This is a genomic window from Caballeronia sp. INML2 (assembly GCF_023631365.1).
Lineage (GTDB): Bacteria > Pseudomonadota > Gammaproteobacteria > Burkholderiales > Burkholderiaceae > Caballeronia > Caballeronia turbans.
Genome location: NZ_JALQDH010000047.1, coordinates 56583 through 78115, shown reverse-complemented (window position 1 = coordinate 78115; position 21533 = coordinate 56583). Strand labels below are relative to the sequence as shown.

24 protein-coding genes are annotated in these 21533 nt (G+C 63.4%); 13 read left to right on the top strand and 11 right to left on the bottom strand.

Translation table 11 applies throughout. The features are described from left to right. Window positions 1-215 precede the first annotated feature (215 nt). Complete coding sequence (locus tag NCT32_RS16360; protein WP_061116115.1) at window positions 216-2225, top strand: hybrid sensor histidine kinase/response regulator; 2010 nt, start codon at window positions 216-218, stop codon at window positions 2223-2225. Window positions 2226-2703: 478 nt separating this feature from the next. On the opposite strand, the gene NCT32_RS16355 is transcribed toward NCT32_RS16360, so the two are convergent. Together NCT32_RS16355 and NCT32_RS16350 are read right to left on the bottom strand one after the other, a co-directional pair. Further along, window positions 2704-3378 (bottom strand): alpha/beta hydrolase, encoded by a 675-nt coding sequence (locus NCT32_RS16355; protein ID WP_061115971.1) that lies wholly within the window; start codon window positions 3376-3378, stop codon window positions 2704-2706. An 18-nt stretch (window positions 3379-3396) separates the two neighbouring features. Then, complete coding sequence (locus NCT32_RS16350) at window positions 3397-3786, bottom strand: MAPEG family protein (protein WP_061115972.1); 390 nt, start codon at window positions 3784-3786, stop codon at window positions 3397-3399. Between the two features lie 105 nt (window positions 3787-3891). On the opposite strand from NCT32_RS16350, the gene NCT32_RS16345 reads away from it, so the two are divergent. Beyond that, a complete protein-coding gene (locus NCT32_RS16345) occupies window positions 3892-4287 on the top strand; it encodes a PPC domain-containing DNA-binding protein (protein ID WP_061115973.1) in 396 nt (131 codons plus the stop codon). Here the strand turns inward: NCT32_RS16345 and NCT32_RS16340 are convergent. The 3 genes from NCT32_RS16340 to NCT32_RS16330 form a co-directional block, all read right to left on the bottom strand. Further along, window positions 4271-5122 (bottom strand): metallophosphoesterase, encoded by an 852-nt coding sequence (locus NCT32_RS16340; RefSeq protein ID WP_061115974.1) that lies wholly within the window; start codon window positions 5120-5122, stop codon window positions 4271-4273. The two genes, NCT32_RS16345 and NCT32_RS16340, sit on opposite strands and share 17 nt — an antisense overlap. Next, window positions 5119-6105 (bottom strand): diacylglycerol kinase family protein, encoded by a 987-nt coding sequence (locus tag NCT32_RS16335; protein ID WP_061115975.1) that lies wholly within the window; start codon window positions 6103-6105, stop codon window positions 5119-5121. The genes NCT32_RS16340 and NCT32_RS16335 overlap by 4 nt, the downstream gene beginning before the upstream one ends. Before the next feature lie 111 nt (window positions 6106-6216). Beyond that, on the bottom strand, window positions 6217-6657 hold the full coding sequence (locus NCT32_RS16330) for a CBS domain-containing protein (protein WP_061115976.1): 441 nt from the start codon (window positions 6655-6657) through the stop codon (window positions 6217-6219). A 286-nt stretch (window positions 6658-6943) separates the two neighbouring features. Here NCT32_RS16330 and NCT32_RS16325 point away from each other — a divergent pair, with 286 nt between their 5' ends. Next, window positions 6944-7903 carry a chemotaxis protein gene (locus NCT32_RS16325; protein ID WP_061115977.1) on the top strand — a complete coding sequence of 320 codons (960 nt, stop codon included), beginning with the start codon at window positions 6944-6946 and terminating at the stop codon, window positions 7901-7903. Window positions 7904-8012: 109 nt separating this feature from the next. Here NCT32_RS16325 and NCT32_RS16320 read toward each other — a convergent pair whose 3' ends face one another. The 3 genes from NCT32_RS16320 to NCT32_RS16310 form a co-directional block, all read right to left on the bottom strand. Then, on the bottom strand, window positions 8013-8291 hold the full coding sequence (locus NCT32_RS16320) for a hypothetical protein (RefSeq protein ID WP_061115978.1): 279 nt from the start codon (window positions 8289-8291) through the stop codon (window positions 8013-8015). Window positions 8292-8591: 300 nt separating this feature from the next. Continuing rightward, window positions 8592-9023, bottom strand: coding sequence for a response regulator (locus NCT32_RS16315; protein WP_061115979.1), 432 nt, complete (start codon window positions 9021-9023; stop codon window positions 8592-8594). 63 nt (window positions 9024-9086) lie between these two features. Next, window positions 9087-9434, bottom strand: a complete 348-nt coding sequence (locus NCT32_RS16310; protein WP_061116116.1) for a hypothetical protein — start codon at window positions 9432-9434, stop codon at window positions 9087-9089. Between the two features lie 289 nt (window positions 9435-9723). Here NCT32_RS16310 and NCT32_RS16305 point away from each other — a divergent pair, with 289 nt between their 5' ends. Further along, on the top strand, window positions 9724-10746 hold the full coding sequence (locus NCT32_RS16305) for a transporter (protein WP_096031943.1): 1023 nt from the start codon (window positions 9724-9726) through the stop codon (window positions 10744-10746). Window positions 10747-10820: 74 nt separating this feature from the next. Further along, entirely contained in the window at window positions 10821-11000 is a 180-nt protein-coding gene (locus NCT32_RS16300; RefSeq protein ID WP_061115981.1) for a CsbD family protein, read from the top strand. 22 nt (window positions 11001-11022) lie between these two features. Here the strand turns inward: NCT32_RS16300 and NCT32_RS16295 are convergent, their stop codons facing one another. After that, window positions 11023-11490, bottom strand: coding sequence for a nuclear transport factor 2 family protein (locus NCT32_RS16295; protein ID WP_061115982.1), 468 nt, complete (start codon window positions 11488-11490; stop codon window positions 11023-11025). 99 nt (window positions 11491-11589) lie between these two features. Here NCT32_RS16295 and NCT32_RS16290 point away from each other — a divergent pair, with 99 nt between their 5' ends. Next, complete coding sequence (locus tag NCT32_RS16290) at window positions 11590-12174, top strand: TetR/AcrR family transcriptional regulator (RefSeq protein ID WP_061115983.1); 585 nt, start codon at window positions 11590-11592, stop codon at window positions 12172-12174. A 10-nt stretch (window positions 12175-12184) separates the two neighbouring features. On the opposite strand, the gene NCT32_RS16285 is transcribed toward NCT32_RS16290, so the two are convergent. Continuing rightward, window positions 12185-13711 carry a PLP-dependent aminotransferase family protein gene (locus NCT32_RS16285; protein ID WP_061116117.1) on the bottom strand — a complete coding sequence of 509 codons (1527 nt, stop codon included), beginning with the start codon at window positions 13709-13711 and terminating at the stop codon, window positions 12185-12187. A gap of 179 nt (window positions 13712-13890) precedes the next feature. Here NCT32_RS16285 and NCT32_RS16280 point away from each other — a divergent pair, with 179 nt between their 5' ends. The 5 genes from NCT32_RS16280 to NCT32_RS16260 all read left to right on the top strand — a co-directional run bounded on the left by NCT32_RS16280 (window position 13891) and on the right by NCT32_RS16260 (window position 19103). Beyond that, a complete protein-coding gene (locus tag NCT32_RS16280; protein ID WP_061115984.1) occupies window positions 13891-14988 on the top strand; it encodes an ABC transporter ATP-binding protein in 1098 nt (365 codons plus the stop codon). A 74-nt stretch (window positions 14989-15062) separates the two neighbouring features. Beyond that, complete coding sequence (locus NCT32_RS16275; RefSeq protein ID WP_061115985.1) at window positions 15063-16097, top strand: ABC transporter substrate-binding protein; 1035 nt, start codon at window positions 15063-15065, stop codon at window positions 16095-16097. 66 nt (window positions 16098-16163) lie between these two features. Further along, complete coding sequence (locus tag NCT32_RS16270) at window positions 16164-17435, top strand: ABC transporter permease (protein ID WP_061115986.1); 1272 nt, start codon at window positions 16164-16166, stop codon at window positions 17433-17435. Between the two features lie 6 nt (window positions 17436-17441). After that, window positions 17442-18278: an ABC transporter permease gene (locus tag NCT32_RS16265; RefSeq protein WP_061115987.1), complete on the top strand. Its 837-nt coding sequence runs from the start codon at window positions 17442-17444 to the stop codon at window positions 18276-18278. A gap of 357 nt (window positions 18279-18635) precedes the next feature. Continuing rightward, entirely contained in the window at window positions 18636-19103 is a 468-nt protein-coding gene (locus NCT32_RS16260; protein ID WP_250477345.1) for a DUF3331 domain-containing protein, read from the top strand. A gap of 72 nt (window positions 19104-19175) precedes the next feature. Here NCT32_RS16260 and NCT32_RS16255 read toward each other — a convergent pair whose 3' ends face one another. Next, a complete protein-coding gene (locus NCT32_RS16255) occupies window positions 19176-19790 on the bottom strand; it encodes an NAD(P)-dependent oxidoreductase (RefSeq protein ID WP_061115989.1) in 615 nt (204 codons plus the stop codon). Window positions 19791-20228: 438 nt separating this feature from the next. On the opposite strand from NCT32_RS16255, the gene NCT32_RS16250 reads away from it, so the two are divergent. Both NCT32_RS16250 and bcsD read left to right on the top strand, forming a co-directional pair. After that, window positions 20229-20426 carry a hypothetical protein gene (locus NCT32_RS16250; RefSeq protein WP_061115990.1) on the top strand — a complete coding sequence of 66 codons (198 nt, stop codon included), beginning with the start codon at window positions 20229-20231 and terminating at the stop codon, window positions 20424-20426. A 539-nt stretch (window positions 20427-20965) separates the two neighbouring features. Then, window positions 20966-21421, top strand: coding sequence for a cellulose biosynthesis protein BcsD (gene bcsD / locus NCT32_RS16245; RefSeq protein WP_061115991.1), 456 nt, complete (start codon window positions 20966-20968; stop codon window positions 21419-21421). Window positions 21422-21533: the final 112 nt, after the last annotated feature.

The window sequence follows — 21533 nt, the reverse complement described above, 5'->3', positions numbered from 1 at the left end:
GCTGTCCTTCGAATCGGCGGGCGAGAATCGGACGCTCGCCGATCGGCTCTCGAGACCGACGCTGCCCATCTCTCCTCCTCCTCCCCCTTCGCCAGAACACGCCTCAAAAAGACGCAATATTTTCCGGCTTTATCGGCTGATTGCTAAAAAAAGGCGTATTTGTATGACCGCATTGGCCTAAAGTAGATATCCCGATTCCGTGAGCGAGCATGAAGATGGCCGTCCCCCAACGCGCCGCCGGCGTGCGCAATCCAGGAATTCTTCTCGCGGCAGCCCGTGAGGCCGGCGCGAGCCTGGTACGCAATCTTTCGATTCCGGCGCCGTTTACCGACCCCGTGCTGGAGGCGCAGTTTCTGGAAGACCACAGCCAGCGCTTCTGCGCGTTCCGGCGTGCGTCGACCCTGCTCGCGCTCGCCATCTGGACATGCTTTCTCTGGTGGGACTTCAGCTTCGCCCGCGGCAACCAGGCGCTCGATTCGCGCCTCGCCGATATCCTCGCGCTGCGCTTCGCGGGCATCGCGCTGCTGTTCTTCGTCGGCGTGCTGGTGCTGCGGCCGTCGTTCCGCTCGCACGCGAGCTCGCAGCGCATCATTCTCACGGGCATCTACGGCCTGCTGTGCCTGATCCTCGCGATGGTGGCGATCACGCCCGCGCCCTACAACTACACGCAGCACTTCATCGGGCTGTGTCTCGCGCTGTTCTTCCAGTTCAGCTTTTTCTATCTGCGCTCACGCGTCGCGCTGACGGCCGGCATCATCACGCTCGCGTCGATCGTCGTCCTGCAGATCACCATTCATCTGCTCAACCCCGAGGATTTCTTCGCCGGGCTGTTCTATATGTTCAACGTCGTGGTCGTGGGGCATGGCGTCTGCACGCACGCCGAACGCGTGTCGCGCGAGCGTTACAGCTCGGAGCGCGCGCTCGCGTCGCTCAATGACGAATTGCGCACGGCCAACGTGTCGCTCGGGCGCAAGAACCGCGAGCTCGAAGTCTCGAAGAAGGATCAGGAGAACAAGACCAACGCGCTGCTCGCGCTGCGCGAGCAGCAGATGATCGCCGCGCAGACGGCGAGCCGCGAAAAGTCCAACTTCCTCGCCGCCGCGACGCACGACCTGCGTCAGCCGATGCACGCGCTCAATCTGTTTCTGCAAGCGGCCGCCGAAGCCATCCGCAATGGGGAATTCGATCAGGCCGAGCGGCTCATCAACGAATGCGGGCGCTCGTCCGTGATCCTCGCGCGGCTCCTGAACGCGGTGCTCGATCTGTCGCGGCTGGAATCGGGCCGCGTCGTGCCGCGCTATCACGTGTTCGACGTGCGGCAGACGGTCGAGGAGGCCGCCGAGCAGTTGCGCCCGTTCGCGATGAGCCGGGGCGTCGAACTGAGGTTGCGGCTGCCGAAGGAAGACGTGGTCTGCGTGCGCAGCGACGCGCACTGGCTCGGGCGCGCGGTCGCGAATCTCGTGTCGAACGGCATCAAGTATGCGGACCAGAACAAATCGTCGAAGCCGACGGTGATCGTCGGCGTGGTGCGCTCCGCGACGCGCGCGCGCATCGACGTGCTGGATAACGGCATCGGCATTCCGGCGGATTATTTCGACGCGATCTTCCAGCCGTTCTTCCAGGTCGATAATCCCGAACAGGACCGCGACAAGGGGCTGGGCCTCGGGCTGTCGATCGTCAATGCGGTGATGTCGATGCTCGACCAGCATCGTATCGAACTGAAGTCCACCGAAGGGCGCGGCTCGCGCTTTTCCCTCGAAATGCCGCTGTGCGGGCCGTCGCCCGACAAGCCATCGGCGCGCGCGCCGGCGCGCTCCGAAGCGGACGAAACGGCGCAGCTCAACGGCCGCTACGTGTTGCTGGTCGAAGACGATGGTCTCGTGCGCGCCTCCACCGAAGCGCTTCTGTCGCAATGGGGCGTGCTTTACGACTCCGCCGGGAGCTTCGAGGAGTTCGAGTCGATACTCGGCGACGTCGAGCGGTTCCCCGATCTCATCATCACCGACTTCCGGCTGCGCGATGCCAAGACCGCCCGCGAAGTGGCGATGCTCGGGGCGGCGCGGCTCGGGCGGCCGTGTCCGTGTCTTGTCGTGACCGGTGAACCGGCGGCGAGTATCGTGCCGCTTGCCTGTGAGCAGGATGTGCTTTCGAAGCCGGTCAGTCCGGCGGAATTGCGGCGCGGGATGCTCGCGTTGATCGGTGGCGTTTGCAACGAGACGGCATGACGAGGTACAGAATGCTCGTGCCGGTTGATTAGCATTGCCCCGTGCGGGGGCGGCAGTCGCTCCGTGCTACAAGGACACAGGTTCAGCACGAAACAGCTCCGGCACAGCGCTACGCGTTGCCGTCGGGTCCGCAAGGGAAACCAGCGAATGACCCATGCGGTGAGATGAAAGCAAGGACGTACGGGCGGACCCGATCGACCCAACGGCCGCGAAGCGGGCCGGAGCCATTTGGTGCTGAGCCAGTGAGTGAAGCGGTGCGAGGCGACAGACCGTGCGCGATCCACGCCCGATGGGGCCTATGAGGGCACTCGCTACTGAGCCCACGATGGGCTGGCAAGCATGGCCAAACTGCGTGTGACCGCGGGCCTAGCAAGCTGCTTTCTTTGGTTACTTTCTTTGCAGCAGCAAAGAAAGTGACTGCCGCCCCGCACAGGGGCAGTGCTAATAAACCAATACGAAAACGGGATCCGGCGAAAGCCTAAACCGCCAACCGCGCCCCAAACCACCCCCGCAGCGCCTCAACCTCCTCCATGCAAACAGAATGCGGCATCGGATAAGCATGCCATTCAACATCGCAACCCTGCGCGCGCGCAAATTCGCACGCCTGCTCGCCGAGGCTCACATTGAGCACATCGTCGAAACTGCCGTGCGCGGCGAAAATGGAAATCGAGCGATTCGCCTCGGAGAGCGATTCATCGATCAGCCCTTCCGACGCAATGTAGCCCGACAGCACGATCAGCCCCGCGAGCTTCTCCGGGTGTGTCAGGCCCGCGTGATAAGTCATCGCGCCGCCCTGCGAGAAGCCCGCGATGAAAATGCGCTCGCTCGGAATGCCCCGCGCGTTCTGCTCTTCGATGAGCGCCCGCACGCGCGCCACCGATTGCACGATGCCCGCCTCGTCCACGCGCCGGTTGATGCCCTCGAACGAGAGGATGTCATACCACGCGCGCATCACGTAGCCGTTGTTGGCGGTGACGGCGATCTCCGGCGCGTTCGGAAACACGAAGCGGACAGCGGGCGCATCGGCCAGACGCAGTTCGGGCACGAGCGGCACGAAATCATTGGCGTCGGCGCCGAGGCCGTGCATCAGGATGACGGCGAATGCGGGATTCGGCGCGGTTTCGATCTCGATGGTCGAAGGTTGATCGGTCATTGCCCTTCACTCCTCTCGTCAGATGATGGGAACGAGAATCTGCACGATGCCGACGACCGACACCAGCCACACCAGCGAACGCACGAACGGCACGCCCGCCGCGTAAAGCGGAACGTAGACGAGGCGCGCGACGAAGTACGCGAGCGCGCCGTAATGCGTGAGCGCGTTCTCGCGCCCCGTCACGTGCACGATCAGCACCGCGACCGCAAAAATCGGCAGCGTTTCGAACAAGTTCGACTGTGCGCGCATCAGCCGGCCGGAAAGCCGGCCGGGCGGCGGCGTGGCGGCATCGCGCGGGCCAGTCTGATATTTGATGCCGACTTCGCGATTGCGCACCACGGCCGGGAGCAATACCTGCACCAGCGCGAGCACGAGCGTCCAGGCCAGCATCTTCAGTTCGAAACTCATGGCGTCTCCACGAATGAGAAATAGCCGGGACGGGTCGCGCCCATGATGCCATCACGATCCGCAAGCGTGTAGTCTTGAGTGCGATCCGGCCGGAGTCTTTCATTCATGCACGCGATGACCCTTCGTCTGTCCCCCGGCGACGACCTGCGCGCCGCGCTCGACCACGCATTCCGCACCCGCGCGCTCTCGGCGGCTTTCGTGCTTCAGGGAATCGGCAGCCTGAGCGTCGCCCGCTTACGCTATGCGGGCCGCGACGAAGCCGCAGAACTGCATGGCGATTTCGAAATCCTGTCGCTCGCCGGGACTTTATCGGCGCAAGGTCCGCACCTGCACATGAGCGTGTCCGACGCCGACGGCCGCGTGTGCGGCGGCCACGTCACGCCGGGCTGCATCGTGCGCACGACGGCGGAGATCGTCGTCGCGAACCTGCCGGGCGAACGTTACACGCGCGAGCACGACGCCGCGACGGGCTTCGCGGAGCTCGTCATCCGGGCAGCGTGACAGCGACCGCGGGTTTCGCGCCGTCGAGCGCGAGATCGTGGCGCGCAATCATCTCGAATGCTTCGCTCGTCTCCGAATAATCCCAGCGCTCGACCGTGGTTTGGCGCGCGCCGCCGTCGCCCGCTCGCGCGTCGTGGCGAATCACGTTCACGGAATTGTCGATCGTGCCGCGCGTGCGCCACGACAGCGCCGTGCCCGCCTGCACCGCCCACATGCGGCGCGAAAGACCCGCGAAGGTATCGTGCAGCGGCAGCACGTAAGGCAGATGGATATGCCCGCCGAGAATCAGGTCCGCGCCCGCGCGCGCCCAGCGCTGCACCGCGCGCTCGCGTCCGTGCAGCAGGTTTTTTTCGTCCTGCGCGCGCGTGACGGCCACCGGCTGATGCGTGACCACGATGCGCAACTGCGCCGCGCTCGCCGTCTCGAGACGTGCGGCGACGCGCCTGATCTGCTGCATCGACACCTCGCCGTCCTTGTGACGGTAGGCGCGCGTCGTGTTCACGCCGAGCACGAGCAGTTCGGGCGATTGAAAGCTCGGCTCGAGATCGGCGCCGAACACGCGCTGATGATTCGCATACGGATAACAGAGCCGCGCGAGCGGATCGAAGAGCGGAATGTCGTGATTGCCGGGGACGACGAGCGTCGGCGTCGCGCCGAGCGTATCGACGAACGCGCGCGCCGCATCGAACTGGTGCCTGCGGGCGCGCTGCGTGATGTCGCCCGACAGCACGACCAGATCGGGCGACAGCGCATCGGCGAGACGCAGCAGCGCCGTGACGACCTGAGGCCGCTCGGTGCCGAAATGCGTATCGGAAATCTGCAACAGCAAGGTCATGAGCGATTCGCTTCGGCCACCGTCGGTTCGGGCTTGAGCAGAAAAAGAGGCTTGTCGGAGACGCGGAACTCCAGCGGCATCTGCAGCTTCGCAATCTCGCCGTCCATCGCGATCTTGATCGGCCGGCGCCGCTTCGACGGATGCGTCACCGTGATGCGCTCGAACGTCAAGCTCACGACATGATCCGAATCGGACAGACGCCCCGCCGCGCCATGCAGCGACAGCCACAGATGCATGAGCCGTCCCACTGGGCGCGGCGCAATCGCGACGAGCAAGCCCTGTTCCAGCGCGCGCGCTGCGTCCGGCATGCCGATCTGCTCCATCTGCAGCCGGTTGTTGCCGACGAAGAGCGTCGACGAGCGAATTTCGGTGGTCTTGCCTTCGTGATCGATATTCAAACGCAAATGCCGATGCGGCTTCAGCATCGTCAGGAGCGCCGACCACAGCGCGACCAGTCGGCTTCGGCCGAATTGCCGCTTGTAGATTTCGCGATCCTCGAGCAGCCGCGGATAGAGCCCGAGACTCGCGTTGACGAGAAACATGCGTCCGTTGACAAAGCCGACCTGCACCGGATAAGCGCGCGCATCGAGCAGAAGTTGCGTCGATTGTTCGAGGTCGGCGGGAATGCCGTGGTCGCGGCTGAAGTAGTTGAACGTGCCGCGCGGCAGCACGGCGAACGGACAACCGGCGTCGTGCGCCGCGTGCGCGACCGTGCAGAGCGTGCCGTCGCCGCCCGCGCCGACGAGCACGCCGTCCTGCTCGCACGCCGCCGCGGCGGCTTCGCGCGCGATGCTCGCGAGGCGGCGCGGATCGTCGACGACGCGCAATTCGAAGCGCCGCCCCGCCGCGCCGAGTTCGCGCTCGAGCACGGTGCGTGTGGCGTCGGCCTGGTGGCGGCCCGAGCCCGCGTTCATCACGATGAAGAACGGCGCGTCGGCGGCGAGCGTCTTTTCTCTTTCGGCGGATGCGGCGGTGGGAGTCATGGGCGGCGCTCCTTCGTTATCCGCGCGAGACGTGCACGGCAAAACAAGCTCCGTGCGTGCGCGCAGAGCCTGCCGATTATAACGAAAGGCTTACAGCCGGACCGCCCGCGCTTACGTGTGCTCGCCGCGAATGTAGAACTCGAGCTGCTGAATGGTGAACTGCTGCTCCGAAATGATGTTCTTCACCAGATCCCCGATGGAGATCATGCCGACGAGCTTGCCGTTATCGATCACCGGCAAGTGGCGCATGCGCTTGTCGGTCATGAGCGCCATGCAGTCGTCGGTGGTCTGATCGGGGCGCACGTAGCGCACCTGCGAGGTCATGATGTCGCGCACGGGCGTCTGCTTCGACGCGCGGTCCATCAGGACGACTTTGCGCGCATAGTCGCGCTCGGTCATGATGCCGACGATTTCATCGCCCTCTGTGACGATCACCGCGCCGATATGCTTGTCGGCCATCATCTTGATCGCATCGAAGACCGATGCCGTTGCGGCAATCGTATAGACCGTCTGGTCGGGTTTCGAATTCAGAACCTGTGCGACTGTTGCCATCGAGCGCCTCCGTTATGAGCGGGGAACGTTGTTGCGCCTGGGCGACGGGTTGTCTTGCGCCTTTGTGAGCGTAAAGCCTCGCGCGCCATGCCTTCATAGGCATTAACCCGACCATTCGAAAAAGTATAGATCAACGACGCGACGTGGAAGGTGCGGCGTGCCGCGCGAATCAGTCTGCGTGCCGCCTGATTCGACTTCTGTTTCCGCTTCAGTTTCGTCGCCAAATGCCGCTAATCACATACACGACGGCAACGCGGCGCGATGCACCGCTTAGAGGGAGAACGAGGTGAGCAGTTCACAGCAGGATATCGAGCAGCGCGTGCGGCTCGCGGGCAGCAACATGTTCGAATTGCTTCTGTTCAGGCTCGGTGAGGCGCCGGGCTCGGAACAGCGCGAGCTTTACGGCATCAACGTGTTCAAGGTGCGCGAGATTCTCGCGATGCCGACGATCACGGCCGTGGCCGGATCGAGCGGGGACATTCTCGGCGTCGCGGATATTCGCGGACAGATCATTCCTGTGATCGATCTCGCGCGCATCACCGGCTGCCGGCCGAAGAACGGGCTGAAGATCCTGCTCGTCACCGAGTTCGCACGCACGACGCAAGGCTTCGCAGTCGAGGAAGTCGACGATATCGTGCGGCTCGAATGGAATCAGGTGCTGTCTGCCGAATCGCACTCGGGCGGCAAGACCGTGACGAGCTTCGCCCGGCTGGATGGCAACGTCGACGGCTCGCGGCTCGCGCAGGTGCTCGACGTCGAGCGCATCGTGCGCGACGTGCTGCCGTCGAAGGAAACCGATATCACCGAGGAAAATACCGGGCGGCTCACGCTCAGACCGGGCGCGCGCGTGCTAGCGGCGGACGATTCGGGCGTCGCGCGGGCGCTCATCGAGCAAAGCCTCACCGCGATGGGCGTGCCCTTCGTGATGACCAAGACGGGACAGGAAGCGTGGAACGTGCTGGAAGCCGCGCTCAGAAAAGCGCAGAAGGAAGGCACCGAGGTCGCGGATCACATCGCGCTCGTGCTCACGGATCTGGAGATGCCCGAGATGGACGGCTTCACGCTCACGCGCCGCATCAAGGCGGAAACGGGGCTGATGCACATTCCGGTGGTGATTCACTCGTCGCTGTCGGGATCGGCGAACGAGCAGCATGTGCGCAAGGTCGGCGCAAACGCGTATGTGTCGAAGTTCGAGGCGTCGGAACTCGCCAACGTGATGCGCGGCGCGCTCGCGCACGCCGCCTGAAAAACGATCGGCGCCCGCGCAACACGGACCTTTTGAGTCCGCGTCGGCGGGCGCCGAAGCAGTCCTTCAGCCGATACGCCCGGCGGATAAGCCGGGCCGGCCGATTCGATTAGTGACCGAAGAAGACCGATTGCGGGTTGTTGCTCGATTGCGCCGCACGGTTGCCCGATTGCGCCAGCGTGTCACGCGAGCCGCCGAAAGCGGTAGTGTTCACGCCGTTGGCGTTTTCTTCAGCGGCGATCGCTTGTGCGCTCGGGCCTTGTTGCGACGTCGGCGCGCCGACGGCCGGACGGTAGAACGGAGCCGGGCCATAGCCGCTTGCGAAAGCGGGTGCGGCGAGCGTGGCGGAAGCGGCGATCAGGAGGGTAGCGATGAGGTTGCGTTTCATGGTGTGCTCCAAAGACGGTTGACGTTCAATCAGAAAGCGCCGCAGCGGTCTTGCGAGAAACTGTCTGCTACGTCGATGGAATGCAGTGTATACCCCTACTATCGCTTTTTTATCCCCATAAATTTCAATACAGTTTTCGCTCTTGGCCAACAATGCGTGGCCGCACGAGCGTGCGAATCTCGCGCAGATGCCCGTGGGACATGGGAGCGAAGACCTTGCGCCGTAGGTTGGTATCGCGCGTCGTTTGCAAGGGACGAAACAATTTAATTATCGAACTAGCGTTCGATAAACGGCTTGATTTCAGTGGACGAGCCGCCCGATCAGACGAACCAGTTCGGCCGGCGGATTGCCCTTCTGGCAGTACCCGTCGAAGCCCGAGTGGACGCCCTCGGGCCGCACCAATTCCTCGCCCAGTGCCGTAAACGCGATGATCACCGCGTCGCGCGTACCGGCGATCCGGCGCAGCACGCGCGCGGTCGCGTAGCCGTCGTGCTCGGGCATCGTGATATCGAGAATGACGACGTGCGGCACCCAGCCGTTGACCGCGTGCAGCGCGTCGACGCCAGAGAGTGCGAAGCGGGTGTCGAAGCCGTCCGATTCCAGCGCGGCGGAAAGGGCTTCGGCGCTGTAGGCGTTGTCGTCGACGACGAGAATGCGCCACGGATCGCGGTCTACGTCGACACTACGGTCCGTCCACAGAGAGCAATGAGGGGAATGCAGGGAGACGGGCATGGGCATGGCACGAAAGCGACATGCTGGCTCTGACGCAGGTTTCGCGCCCGCCCGCCGCAAAGCTCACGCGTCGCTCTCCTTTTTGCTTTTGCGACGCTTTCCCGACGTCGTCGCTTCTGACTCGCGCAGCCGGGCATTCGCCTCGACGAGCGATGCGGCGTCGCACTGACGCAACGCGAGATCGACTTCGCCGAGCGCGCCGAAAAGCGCCGCCTGCTCCGCTTCGTCGAGCGGCGCTGCGCCCGGTCCGGCTACTCGCTGCGCTTCCTTGTCGAGGCGCTTCAGAAGCTTGGCGCCGAAGCGGGTATCGATCACGCCCTCGCGCGCGAGCCCCGCAATCAACGACGCGAGCCGGACGAGCCCGCCCGCCGTGGTTTGCGTTGCTCCGTCCAGATCGTCACGGTCTTCCACTGCCTTCTCCTCAGGTGGGCACGCGAGCCCGCGCGCGCGGCCGACTCGATGCGAGGCGCCGCGCGAGCGCCCCTCTTGCGTGGCGCGATGATACGCCGACAAAATGACAGCCATATTTGCACGAACCGAGGTGCCGGTGGCGATTGTTTCACTCCTGGTTTGCGCATTACGATCGCGATCCGGGGCGCGACCAATGGCACACTAGCGCGTGGCGCCGCGCATATGCAGAGCGTCGAGGCCGCATCGTCAGCGGACGCGCCGCATCCCCAGAATGCAACCGAATGCCCGCATGAATCCCGCTACCCTGCAAAGACCGCCCTACGGCTCCGATTTTTCCGGGCTCGTCTGCGGCTTCCGGTTTCATGTCGATCGCCCCGGCGAGCCGATCGATGCCGAAGCCGCGAGCCAATGGCTCGCCCGCGACGACACCACCCGGGAATTCGTCTGGCTGCACTTCGATCTCGCGAACAGTGCGTGCGAGCGCTGGATGCGCGGACGCCTCGGTCTGCCCGACGCATTCTTCGAGACGCTCAACGAAGGCTCGCACTCGACGCGCATCGAACATCAGGAAGGCGCGCTGTTGGCCGTCATCAACGATGTGATGTTCAACTTCGAGCTGACGCCCTCGGAGATCGCGACGCTGTGGGTCTATACGCATCAGAAGCTGCTCGTCACGGCGCGCCTCAAGCCATTGCGTTCGGTCGACTCGCTGCGCGAGTCGGTGAGGCGCGGCGAGCTTTTTCGCTCGCCCGCCGAACTCCTCGCGCATCTGCTGCGCGATCAGGCGGATCTGCTCGTGCATATCGTGCGGCGCACGAGCGTCGAGGTCGATGGCATCGAGGATCGTTTTCTTTCGATGCGCGGCGCGGCGACCCGCACCGATCTCGGCGGCCTGCGGCGCGTGCTCGTGCGGCTGCAGCGTCTGCTCGCCCCCGAGCCCGGCTCCGTGTTCCGCCTGCTCGCGCGGCCACCGCGCTGGCTGCACTCGCAGGACATTCAGGACCTGCGTGACGCGACCGAAGAGTTCTCGCTCGTGCTCAACGATCTCGCCGGACTCGTCGAGCGCATCAAGCTCCTGCAGGAAGAGGTCGCGACGCGCATGGACGAGCAAAGCAACCGCACGCTCTTCACGCTCACGCTCGTCACCGTGCTCGCCTTGCCGATCAACATCGTCGCGGGCTTCTTCGGCATGAACGTGGGCGGCATTCCGCTCGCGGAGAATCATCACGGCTTCTGGCTGCTGGTCGCGATCGTCGCGACGTTCACCGTGCTCGCCGGATGGTGGGCGTTCCGCCGCCGCCGCGATATGTAGCACAACGGCCAGGCACGATCGATGCAATGTCTTTCCGATGGAGGCGCATACCTCGTAAAACGTCGGAGGACATCATGGACAAGAACCGCATCGAAGGCACGGCTCGTCAGATGAAGGGCATCGTTCGCGAAGCCGTCGGCAAGGCAACCGGAAGCCGCAGCACGCAAATGCGCGGCACCGCCGAAAAGATGGCGGGCAAGGTGCAGGCAAAGCTCGGCGCGGCAGCCGATGCCGTACGGCGCATCAAGAAGTAACCGCCACGCCGCTTGCTGCACGTCAGAAGCCCAGGTCGCTCAGGCTCGGATGCTCGTCGGGCCGGCGGCCGAGCGGCCAGTGATATTTGCGATCCGCTTCCTTGATCGGCAAATCGTTGATCGAGGCATGGCGATGCGTCATCAGTCCCGCTTCGTTGAATTCCCAGTTCTCGTTGCCGAAGCTGCGATACCAGTTATTGGCATCGTCATGCCATTCATAGGCGAAGCGCACCGCAATGCGGTTACCCTTGTACGCCCACAACTCCTTGATCAGGCGATAGTCGAGTTCGCGCGCCCACTTGCGCCGCAGGAACGCGACCACTTCTTCGCGCCCGTTCGCGAACTCCGCGCGATTGCGCCAGCGCGTGTCCACGCTGTACGCGAGCGAGACGCGCTCGGGCTCGCGCGTGTTCCAGGCATCTTCGGCGAGACGGACTTTGAGCTTGGCAGATTCTTCATCGAACGGGGGAAACGGCGGCTTGGATTCCATGGCGAGTCCTCTTCCTTGTCAAGCGATGCGATAGGTAGACAGGTCTGTCTACTGAGCGCACTCTAGCGCAGGTAGACGAACCTGTCTACAATCGACTGCATGAATACTTCAGTTTCGCCCATCGATGTCTCCGAGCTCGCCCCGGACGCGCGCATTCTGCATACCGCGCACGGTCTCTTTTATCGCGACGGCATTCGCGCAACGGGCGTCGATCGCGTGATCGCCGAATCTGGCGTCGCGAAAAAGACGTTCTATCGCTACTTTCCAAGCAAGGACGACCTGATCGTCGCGTTCCTGGATTTTCGTCACGATAACTGGATCACGTGGTTCCGCGATGCGCTCGCGCGCCACGGCGGAAAGCTCAACGCCCTCGTTCCCGCGCTGGCGGAATGGTTCGGCAGCGAGAATTACCGGGGTTGTGCGTTCATTAATTCGGTCGTCGAAGTCGGGGCGACGTTGCCGCAAGCAGTCGATATTTCGCGCCGTCACAAACGCGACATGACCGCGGCGATCCGCACGCTGATGCCGGCTTCGCGAACGGCCAAAGCAGATGCGCAAGCGCTTGCACTGGCGGTGGACGGCGCGATCGTCGCCGCGCAATTCGCCGACTCGCCCGCGGATGCGTTGAAGGCGCTTGCGCGCGTGGTGCGCGCGATCGCGGCGGCGCAACGAAGCATCCAGTAACCGACTGGCGTTACTTCGTCATTGCGCTTTCGATGGGCGTAACAGCCGGCTTCGACGTGACTGACGATAGCGCCTGCTCAACGACACCCGCGAGCCTTGCGAACTGAGGTGCGATCTGATCGTTGGGCACGCACGCGTAACCGAGCATCAACCCCTTTCTCGCCGCGAGCCGGTTCAGGTAATAGTTGTCGAGCGGCCGCGTCACGACACCGGCGGACAGTGCGGTGGCGGCGATCGTCCGGTCGTCGGCGAAATCGGGCAGATCGAGCACGAAGTGCAGACCGGCTTCATCGCCGCGCACCGGCAGCGAATCGCCGAAGCGGGCGCGGATCGCGTTGATCAGCAGTTCGCGCCGCTCGCCGTACAGACCGCGCATGCGTCGCACATGCGAGGTCAGATGGCCATCCAGAATGAACTCGGTGAGCACGGCCTGCTGCATCAGCTGCCCCTCGCGGTAGAGTTCGGCCACGCCGGTGCGAAAGGAATCGACGAGATTGTCCGGCACCACCATATAGCCCATGCGCAAGCCCGGATAGAGCATCTTGCCGAGACTTCCGACATAGATCACCTGCCCCGCGTCGTCGAGCCCTTGCAGCGATGACAAGGGCCGGCTGCCATAGCGGAACTCGCTGTCGTAATCGTCCTCGATGATCCAAACCTTGTGCTGGCGCGCGAACTCGAGCAATGCGCGGCGCCGCGCGAGACTCATCACCATGCCGAGCGGATATTGATGCGATGGCGTGACGAGCGCGATGCGCGGCGGCTCGGCCATGTCGCGCGCGGCGGGATTGAGCCCTTCGTCGTCGACGGGAATCGGCACGAGCGTCAGCCCCGACGACTGCAGCACGCTGCGCACGCCCCAGTAGCAGGGTTCCTCGACCCACGCGCGATCGCCGAAATCGGTGAGCAGGCGCATGGCGAGATCGATGGACTGGTGAATGCCCGTCGTGATGATGATCTGGTCCGGGTGACACTTCACCGAGCGCGCGACGCGCAAATAATCGGACAGTGCGCGCCGCAGCGGCCGATAGCCGCCGCCGGGCGCGTAGGTGAGCAGTTCGGGGCTCGCGCGTTTCCACAGGCGCGCCTGCAAGCGGCTCCACGTGCGCGCCGGGAATTCCGCGACGTCCGGCACGCCCGGCATGAATGCGCCCCACTGCTTCGGCGACACGCCCGCCTGCGCGATCAGACGCTCGCCGCGGCGCGAGATCGTGCACGGCGCCTTCGTTTCCTCGGCGCGCGCTTTCTTGCCGGCGACGCCATCGCGCGGCGCGGTGTCGGCGACATAGGTGCCGCTGCCGGTCGTCGAGGTCACGTAGCCTTCGGCCGTGAGCTGATCGTAGACATGCAGCACCGTATTGCGGGCGATGCCGAGATCGGTCGCCAGCGTGCGTGAACTCGGCAGCTTCGTGCCCGGCGCGAGTTGGCCCGTCAGGATGGCCTGCTGCATGAGTTCGAGCACTTGCCGGTACATCGGCTCGGTGGCCGACCGGTCGAGCCGGGCGCTCAGCCAGTCGGCCAGGATGATCGTATCCATGAAGTCTCCCACCGCTCGGAGCCGCTTGGCCGGCGCGCTCAAGTGGTTCTATTTTGAATATTGAAATGGCTCCCCATTGTAGAACCGTAACGGGCTATAGTTATCGCAAGCAGTGGAAATAATTTCCGGGCGCCGAAGGCGGTCGGCAGTATCAGGGTTTTCCGAAGGAGACACGGAAGATGAAATCCGATCAGGTGATCGTCAGCTTTCGCGGTGTGCGAAAGACGTACGACGGTGAAACGCTCGTCGTCAAATCGCTCGATCTCGACATCTATCAGGGCGAATTTCTCACGCTGCTCGGGCCGTCCGGCTCCGGCAAGACCACTTGCCTCATGATGCTCGCGGGCTTCGAGTTCCCCACCGGCGGCGAAATCTGGCTCGACGGCAAGCTCCTGAACAAGGTGCCGCCGCACAAGCGCGACATCGGCATGGTGTTCCAGAACTACGCGCTCTTTCCGCATCTGTCGGTGCAGCAGAACGTCGAGTATCCGCTCACGGTGCGCAAGATGTCCGCCGAAGAGCGCGCGCATCGCGTGAACAACGCGCTCAAGATGGTGCGCATGGAAAGCTTCGCGAAGCGTTACCCGGCGCAGCTTTCGGGTGGCCAGCAGCAGCGCATCGCGCTGGCCCGCGCGCTCGTGTTCGAGCCCAAGCTCGTGCTAATGGACGAACCGCTCGGCGCGCTCGACAAGCAATTGCGCGAGCATATGCAAATCGAACTCAAGGCGCTGCACGAGAAGCTCGGCGTCACCTTCGTCTACGTGACGCACGATCAGGGCGAAGCGCTCACGATGTCCGACCGCGTGGCGGTGTTCGACAAGGGCATCGTGCAACAGCTCGACACGGTCGATCACCTGTATGAAGCGCCCTGCAACGAGTTCGTCGCGAACTTCATCGGCGACAGTAACCGCCTGCGCGGCACCATCGAGCAGATTCAGGGCGACTTCTGCGACATTCGTCTTGCCGACGGCACGCGTGTGTCCGGACTCAACGTCGCGAACGCGAAGCCGGGTGCGCCGGCCATTGCGTGCATCCGGCCGGAGCGCATGAAGCTCACGCAAGGCAACGGCCATGCGAACGGCAACATCAACGCGCTCGCGGGCGAAGCGAAGAGCCTCATCTATTTCGGCGATCACGTCCGCATGCGCTGCGGCGTGCGCGAGCAGGACGAATGCTTCGTCAAGGTACCGCTCGGCACCGCGGCGCTCGACGGCTTCACGCCCGGCGCGCCCGTCGCGCTCGAATTCGCGCCCGAGCATTTGCGTGTGTTCGCCTGAATCCCGATCAGGCGTCGCGCTTCCCACCCGTAGGTCCACTGACAAAACCAAGTCGAAGAAGAGAGGAAACCATCATGAAGAAGTTCGCACTGTGTTCCATGGCGGCTGCGCTCGCGTGCGTGTCGGCGGCGTCGGGCGCGGCGGAAATCACCGTCGTCAATTTCGGCGGCGCGAACGGCGATGCGCAGAAGGTCGCGTTCAATCAGCCGTTCGAGCAATCGACGAAGAACAAGGTCACGGCCGTCGAATACAACGGCGAGCAGGCCAAGGTCAAGGCAATGGTCGAAGCGAAGCACGTCAACTGGGACGTGGTCGAAGTCGAATCGGGCGATCTCGGCCGCGGCTGCGACGAAGGGCTCTATGAAAAGCTGGACTGGTCGAAGATCGGCAAGAAGTCGGACCTCGTGCCCGAATCGCCGCAAACCTGCGGCGTCGGCTTCTTCGTCTGGTCCACGGCGCTCGCCTACAACGGCGACAAGCTGAAGACGGCGCCGGCAGGCTGGGCGGACTTCTGGGACACGAAAAAATTCCCCGGCAAGCGCGGCATGCGCAAGGGCGCGCGCTACAACCTCGAATTCGCGCTGATGGCCGACGGCGTCGCGCCGAAGGACGTCTACAAGGTGCTCGGCACGAAGGCCGGCGCGGACCGCGCGTTCAAGAAGCTCGACGAACTCAAGCCGTCCATTCAATGGTGGGAGGCAGGCGCACAGCCGCCGCAGTTCCTCGTCGCGGGCGATGTCGTGATGTCGACCGCGTATAACGGCCGCATCGACGCCGCGCGCAAGGAAGGCAAGAACCTGAAGGTCGTGTGGAACGGCAGCATCTACGACCTCGACTACTGGGCGATTCCGAAGGGCTCGCCGAACAAGGACGTCGCGCAGCAGTTCATCGCATATTCGGTGTCGCAGAAGCCGCAGGAAGTCTATGCGAAGAACATCGCGTACGGCCCGGTGAACAAGGCGGCGATCTCCGCCCTCGACACGAAGACGAAGGCCGACATGCCGAACTCGCCGGAGAACGCGAAGAACGCGGTGCTGCAGGACATGGCGTTCTGGACCGATCACGGCGACGAGCTCGAGCAGCGCTTCACCGCGTGGGCGTCGAAGTAAACGCATCATAAGCAGCAAGACGGTCGCGCTTTTCGAAAGCGCGACCGCAAAGAAGGAGACTCAAGCGTGAACACCATGACGATCCCCGCCGAAGAATCGCGCGAATCAAGCGCGCGTCTGAAGCGCGAATTGAAGATCGCAGATGCGAAAAAGCGCGCCATGGCGCTCATGCTCATCGCGCCACTCGCCATTTTTCTGTTCCTGATTTTCGTCGTGCCGATCGGCGCGCTGCTCACGCGCGCGATCGAAAACCCCGAAGTGGCGAACGCACTGCCGCACACCGGCGCGGCGCTGGCGAAATGGGACCGCAAGGCGCCGCCATCGGATGAAGCTTATGCCGCGCTAGCGCAGGATCTCACCGCGATCTCGGACGGCGAATCGATGGGCGCACTCGCGCGGCGCCTGAATACCGAAATCCCCGGCTATCGCTCGCTCGTCGCGAAAACCGCACGCGCGATGCCGCTCACCGGCGACGACGGCAAGGCCCTGCCCGCCGCGCAGATCAAGGCGAAGATCCTCGAGATCGACGAGCGCTGGAACGACCCCGCGTACTGGCAGGCGATCGCGAAGAACGCGGGCCGCTATTCGCCGTTCTACATGCTCGCGTCGCTCGATCACAAACAGGACGGCTTCGGCAACATCGTTCATGCGGAGCCGGATCAGTCGATCTATCTCAACGTCTTCGGCCGCACCTTCGTGATCGGCGTGGGCGTGACGCTGTTCGCGCTGCTGCTGGGTTATCCCCTGGCCTACTGGATTTCGACGCTGCCCGAGCGCCGCGCCAACCTCGTAATGGTGCTCGTGCTGATTCCGTTCTGGACGTCCGTGCTGGTGCGCGTCGCCGCGTGGATCGTGCTTCTGCAAAGCGAAGGGCTGGTGAACACGGCACTTCTCGGCAGCGGGCTGATCGGCTCGCCGCTGGCGCTGCTCTTCAACCGCGTCGGCGTCTATATCTCGATGACGCACATCCTGCTGCCCTTCATGATCCTGCCGCTCTACAGCGTGATGAAGTCGGTGCCGCCGACCTATCAGCGCGCGGCCGTTTCGCTCGGCAGTCATCCGTTTGCCGCGTTCTGGCGCGTCTATGTGCCGCAGACTTACCCGGGCATCGGCGCGGGCGTGCTGCTCGTGTTCATTCTCGCCATCGGCTACTACATCACACCGGCGCTGCTCGGCGGGCCGAACGATCAGATGGTCAGCTATTACATCGCTTACTTCACGAACGTAACGATCAACTGGGGCATGGCGTGCGCGCTCGGCGCGCTGCTGCTCGCCGCGACACTGCTGCTCTACGTGGTCTACGGACGCTTCACGCGCGCCAACGTGAGCTTGGGGTAACAAAAGATGAAACTCGCCAAACCGATGTTCGCGCCGCATACGTCCGCCATCGAGCGCATCTGGTATTTCGCGTTGCGCATCATTTGCGTGCTGACGCTGCTCTATCTGATTTTGCCTGTGCTCGCGATCGTGCCGCTTTCGTTTTCATCGAGCACGTTCCTGGTTTATCCGATCCCGGGCTGGTCCATGCGCTGGTATCACAACCTCGTCATGTCCGATGAGTGGCGCATGGCCGCAAAGAACAGCTTCATCGTTGCGCCTTCGGCAACGCTCGTCGCGACGATCCTCGGCACGCTCGCCGCGGTCGGGCTCACGAAGGCCAATTTCATGGGCAAGAGCCTGCTCATGGCCGTGCTCATTTCGCCGATGATCGTGCCGGTGATCGTCGTCGGCGTTGGCATGTATCTGTTCTTCGCGCCGCTCGGCATCGCCAATACCTATTTCGGGCTGATTCTGGCGCATGCGGCGCTCGGCGTGCCGTTCGTCGTGACGACCGTCGGCGCGACGCTGCAGAACTTCAATTACAACCTCGTGCGGGCGAGTCAGTCGCTGGGCGCGAGCCCGTTGAAGACGTTCTTCCGCGTGACGCTGCCGGTCATTGCGCCGGGCGTGATCTCGGGCGCGCTGTTCGCGTTCGCCACCTCGTTCGATGAAGTCGTGGTTACGCTTTTTCTCGCCGGCGCCGATCAGACGACGCTGCCGCGGCAAATGTTTACCGGCATCCGCGAAAACATCAGTCCGACGATCGCCGCGCTCGCGACGATCCTCATCGTGTTCTCGACGAGCCTGTTGCTCGCGCTGGAGTGGTTGCGGGGTCGTGCGGCAGCGCGCGCAGTCGCTTAACGGGTCGGTCCGCGGGAGACATCGAGACTGCGTGGCACGTCGTGCCTGCGAGGCTCCGCGTGGGATCGCCGGTTCGCTGATAGATCTGGACCGGTTCGTCTCGCGGAACAATCCGCGCGCGTATCGAACAAGACCCTCGCGAAATTGGGTGATTGCGGCCTAAAGCGCCGTCTATATCGGTCCGCAACGCACCTTACGAATGGCTGAAATGCCCGCCGGTCAAGGCGCGAAGGGGGACCTCGCGCTTCGCCGCCTGATTATTCGTAACAGCGGGATAGTGTATTCACTGATGCGGTATTTATCGGAATATGCTTAATGACGTACGTTCTAGGTCGAGTCAAAGCTTGGAACAATGCCATGACAGCTTTTTCGAAAAGAGCGGACCCGTGGTCACAGACGGTTCACCTGCTCGAGGCGATGCCCACGGACATCGCTCGCACTGCCCCATCCCAGAAATCCGCCCGCGCGGAAAGCGCGTTCCTCGAACGCCTGACGCGCGACTGGAATCGGGCGCACCCACATCGTGCGGATGATCGCCTGCCGTTCCCGCAGGCCATCGTGCGCGTAATCGAGCGTCCGAGCAGCGCGACGGCGCTCGTCTACTGGTCCGATCCCGGCACGTGCCACTACGGTTATCAGGGCTGGCGCGCCACGACTGCGACGGCCGAAGGCGTGTGCTCGCTATCGGGAATGCCGATCCATCGGGGCGATCAGGTCTATCGGCCGTCGCAGCGCGATCCGAAGCCGCAGAATGCCTCGGCGATGATTCTCGCGGCCGCGATGCCTAAAAACGCCGAGGAAATGGAAGTCGATTTGCAAGGCTGACGGTCAACGGGGATTGAAACCGGCGGAAGAACCGGCATCGTCAGTTGATGCCGGTTCTTCCGCCGCGCGTGTTCAATAGCCCACCGTGATCCGCTGCCGGATATGAGCACCACGCTGGAATTCGTCGAGGAAGGCGATTGCGTAATCGTCGTACGAAATCCAGCTGCGCCCGCTGCTGTCGACGAGCAGTTCATCCACGCCCAGCCGGAATTTCTGAGTGCGCGGCCCCGGAACGAATTCCGCCGATGGCGAAACGAAGGTCCAGTCCACGTCGCGCTCGCGGCGCAGCGCATCCAGAAAAGCCGCGCCCGCCGTTGCTTCCGGCTTGTACGCTGCGGGAAAACCCGGCAAATCGAGCACGCGCTGACCTGGCGCCGCATACAGGCTGCCCGCACCGCCGACGACCAGAAGGCGCTGCACGCCGGCGCGCTTCACCGGTTCGACGATCGCGCTTTCGGAAATCGTTGCAAAGCGCGTCGCGCTGAACGCCGCGTCGTGTCCGGCGAGAACGCGAGCGAGCGCGTCGGCATCCCGCGCATCTACGTCGTGCGCACTGACGCCGTCCCGCTGTTCGAGCGCGGAGGTATCGCGCGCAATCGCGGTGACCGTGTGTCCGCGCCGCAACGCTTCTTCCAGCAGGCGGCTGCCGACGTTGCCTGTCGCCCCGATGATCGCGATCTTGCTCATGCCACGTTCTCCTTTGCTTTTACGGCCTTTGCACCAGCGTCGTTGAAACCGCCGGTATTGTTGAAGGGAAATAAACCGTCGCGCGGCGGCCGCTTTCGATTGTGTTTCTTTGCAGGTCAGACGAAATCGGAGAATCAATTGGCGCTCGGTCATTTTTAAGAGCATAGGTAATAGCGGTATATCATGCAATTTCCGGGCCGATTTCGGTCGCCGGACACAATATCGGCACGCCATTGTCATAATCGAACTGCACGTTCGAAAGTGCATACCACCGTTACACTAGAGGCCCCGCACTCTCTAGAAACGCCCGACAGCGGCGATTACCGGCGCGCCGCGCGCAGCGCTTTCGAAGCGAGTCCTCAAAACGAAGTCGCCAAAATGTCATGACGTTGGTTTATATTGCAGTTCCTCGCCGCTCCATTACCGCAGGAGTTAATCGTGAAGAATCCGCAATTGCAGGGTGCCATCGAAGGACGCGACAATCCGGCAGGCGAAACCGCCTATGAGCCGATTCCGGTTCGCGCAGTCTCAAAGGAGTCCGACGACGAACCCGGTTACTCCGATTCGCTGGACATCCCGCTCAATTACGGCATCGTGATGGACGCAGTCAGAGACGCGGTACGCGCGAATCCCTGAACGTTCAAGCTTTTCATGCAAAGCGCCCCACTCGGGGCGCTTTTTTTCGTGCGCGCGGATGATCGGGCGCAATGCATGCCTTGGCCGACACGGGCCCTTCGCGAGCACTCAAGACGACCAAGAAATCAATCCGCCGGGTGCCGCCCGCATGCGATTCCGCGAGAAGTCAATCGGTGCGAATCAGACCCGGGGCGTGAATTTATCGCATTAACAAGATGGTACACTGCCGCCTCCGCCGTGGCGGGCGGGGCAAGCCCGGAAATACGAGACGTGCAGACGTGTCGATATTTCGTCCAGTCGCACTCGCGCCGAACGCCCGATTTGAGCCTTTCGCCACGTCCTGTTCGCCCAATCCGACGAAGCAATCCGCTGCTAGTCTTTCCACTGGCGAAAACAATCGCATTGAAGTAAGTTCAGACATGTAATAGCGCCTGGACAAGCGTCCGGATCAATGCTCGCGGGTTAATGGGATAGCTTGCGAGGGTGTAAACAAGACTGATCAATCACGCGCTGTGGCTCGCGCCCTGCCGAACCAGAACATGGCCGCTATTTTCGATTACCTGTTGGACAGTCAGATTTCCCGGCAATGGCGAGGCCTGCTGGCCGCCCTTGCAGACGAATTCGAAGCGCAGATCGGGCGCAATGAATTGCGTCAGTTGATGCATCGCGTGGGCAGCCGGTTCGCCGAGGCGCGGCCGCTGCCGCCCTGCGATTCGACAGCGGCGCTCGCCGACACGCTCAACGCCCTGTGGCACGACACCGACTGGGGCTTCGTCGAACTGTCCGATGAACGCGACTATCTGAGCATCGTCCATTACTGCGCGCCGCTGCCTGCCTTCGGCGAAAGCGCGCTCGCGTGGACGCCCGCGTTTCTCGAAGGAGCGTATCAACAGTGGCTCGCCGCGCTCGGCGCGCAGGGACTCGCGATCCGGCAGGCAAGCGAGTTCGGCGACGACGCGGCCATCGAATTCAGGCTCGCGCGCGTCGCGGCCTGAAACGTCTTCAGCGCAATCCGACCGCCGCCTCGATGCGGCGGCACCAAGCGGCCCAACGGGCGGCTCCAGACAAGCAGCATCGGCCAGGCATCAAGAATTGGCACGACGAGGA

Coding starts and splice junctions, on each gene's coding strand:
- NCT32_RS16345 (WP_061115973.1), top strand. CDS start 3,892: ATGCACGCGATGACCCTTCGTCTGTCCCCCGGCGACGACCTGCGCGCC.
- NCT32_RS16285 (WP_061116117.1), bottom strand. CDS start 13,711: ATGGATACGATCATCCTGGCCGACTGGCTGAGCGCCCGGCTCGACCGG.
- NCT32_RS16300 (WP_061115981.1), top strand. CDS start 10,821: ATGGACAAGAACCGCATCGAAGGCACGGCTCGTCAGATGAAGGGCATC.
- NCT32_RS16340 (WP_061115974.1), bottom strand. CDS start 5,122: ATGACCTTGCTGTTGCAGATTTCCGATACGCATTTCGGCACCGAGCGG.
- NCT32_RS16320 (WP_061115978.1), bottom strand. CDS start 8,291: ATGAAACGCAACCTCATCGCTACCCTCCTGATCGCCGCTTCCGCCACG.
- NCT32_RS16275 (WP_061115985.1), top strand. CDS start 15,063: ATGAAGAAGTTCGCACTGTGTTCCATGGCGGCTGCGCTCGCGTGCGTG.
- NCT32_RS16260 (WP_250477345.1), top strand. CDS start 18,636: ATGACAGCTTTTTCGAAAAGAGCGGACCCGTGGTCACAGACGGTTCAC.
- NCT32_RS16315 (WP_061115979.1), bottom strand. CDS start 9,023: ATGCCCGTCTCCCTGCATTCCCCTCATTGCTCTCTGTGGACGGACCGT.
- NCT32_RS16290 (WP_061115983.1), top strand. CDS start 11,590: ATGAATACTTCAGTTTCGCCCATCGATGTCTCCGAGCTCGCCCCGGAC.
- NCT32_RS16265 (WP_061115987.1), top strand. CDS start 17,442: ATGAAACTCGCCAAACCGATGTTCGCGCCGCATACGTCCGCCATCGAG.
- NCT32_RS16255 (WP_061115989.1), bottom strand. CDS start 19,790: ATGAGCAAGATCGCGATCATCGGGGCGACAGGCAACGTCGGCAGCCGC.
- NCT32_RS16305 (WP_096031943.1), top strand. CDS start 9,724: ATGAATCCCGCTACCCTGCAAAGACCGCCCTACGGCTCCGATTTTTCC.
- NCT32_RS16360 (WP_061116115.1), top strand. CDS start 216: ATGGCCGTCCCCCAACGCGCCGCCGGCGTGCGCAATCCAGGAATTCTT.
- NCT32_RS16295 (WP_061115982.1), bottom strand. CDS start 11,490: ATGGAATCCAAGCCGCCGTTTCCCCCGTTCGATGAAGAATCTGCCAAG.
- bcsD (WP_061115991.1), top strand. CDS start 20,966: ATGGCCGCTATTTTCGATTACCTGTTGGACAGTCAGATTTCCCGGCAA.
- NCT32_RS16350 (WP_061115972.1), bottom strand. CDS start 3,786: ATGAGTTTCGAACTGAAGATGCTGGCCTGGACGCTCGTGCTCGCGCTG.
- NCT32_RS16330 (WP_061115976.1), bottom strand. CDS start 6,657: ATGGCAACAGTCGCACAGGTTCTGAATTCGAAACCCGACCAGACGGTC.
- NCT32_RS16355 (WP_061115971.1), bottom strand. CDS start 3,378: ATGACCGATCAACCTTCGACCATCGAGATCGAAACCGCGCCGAATCCC.
- NCT32_RS16280 (WP_061115984.1), top strand. CDS start 13,891: ATGAAATCCGATCAGGTGATCGTCAGCTTTCGCGGTGTGCGAAAGACG.
- NCT32_RS16335 (WP_061115975.1), bottom strand. CDS start 6,105: ATGACTCCCACCGCCGCATCCGCCGAAAGAGAAAAGACGCTCGCCGCC.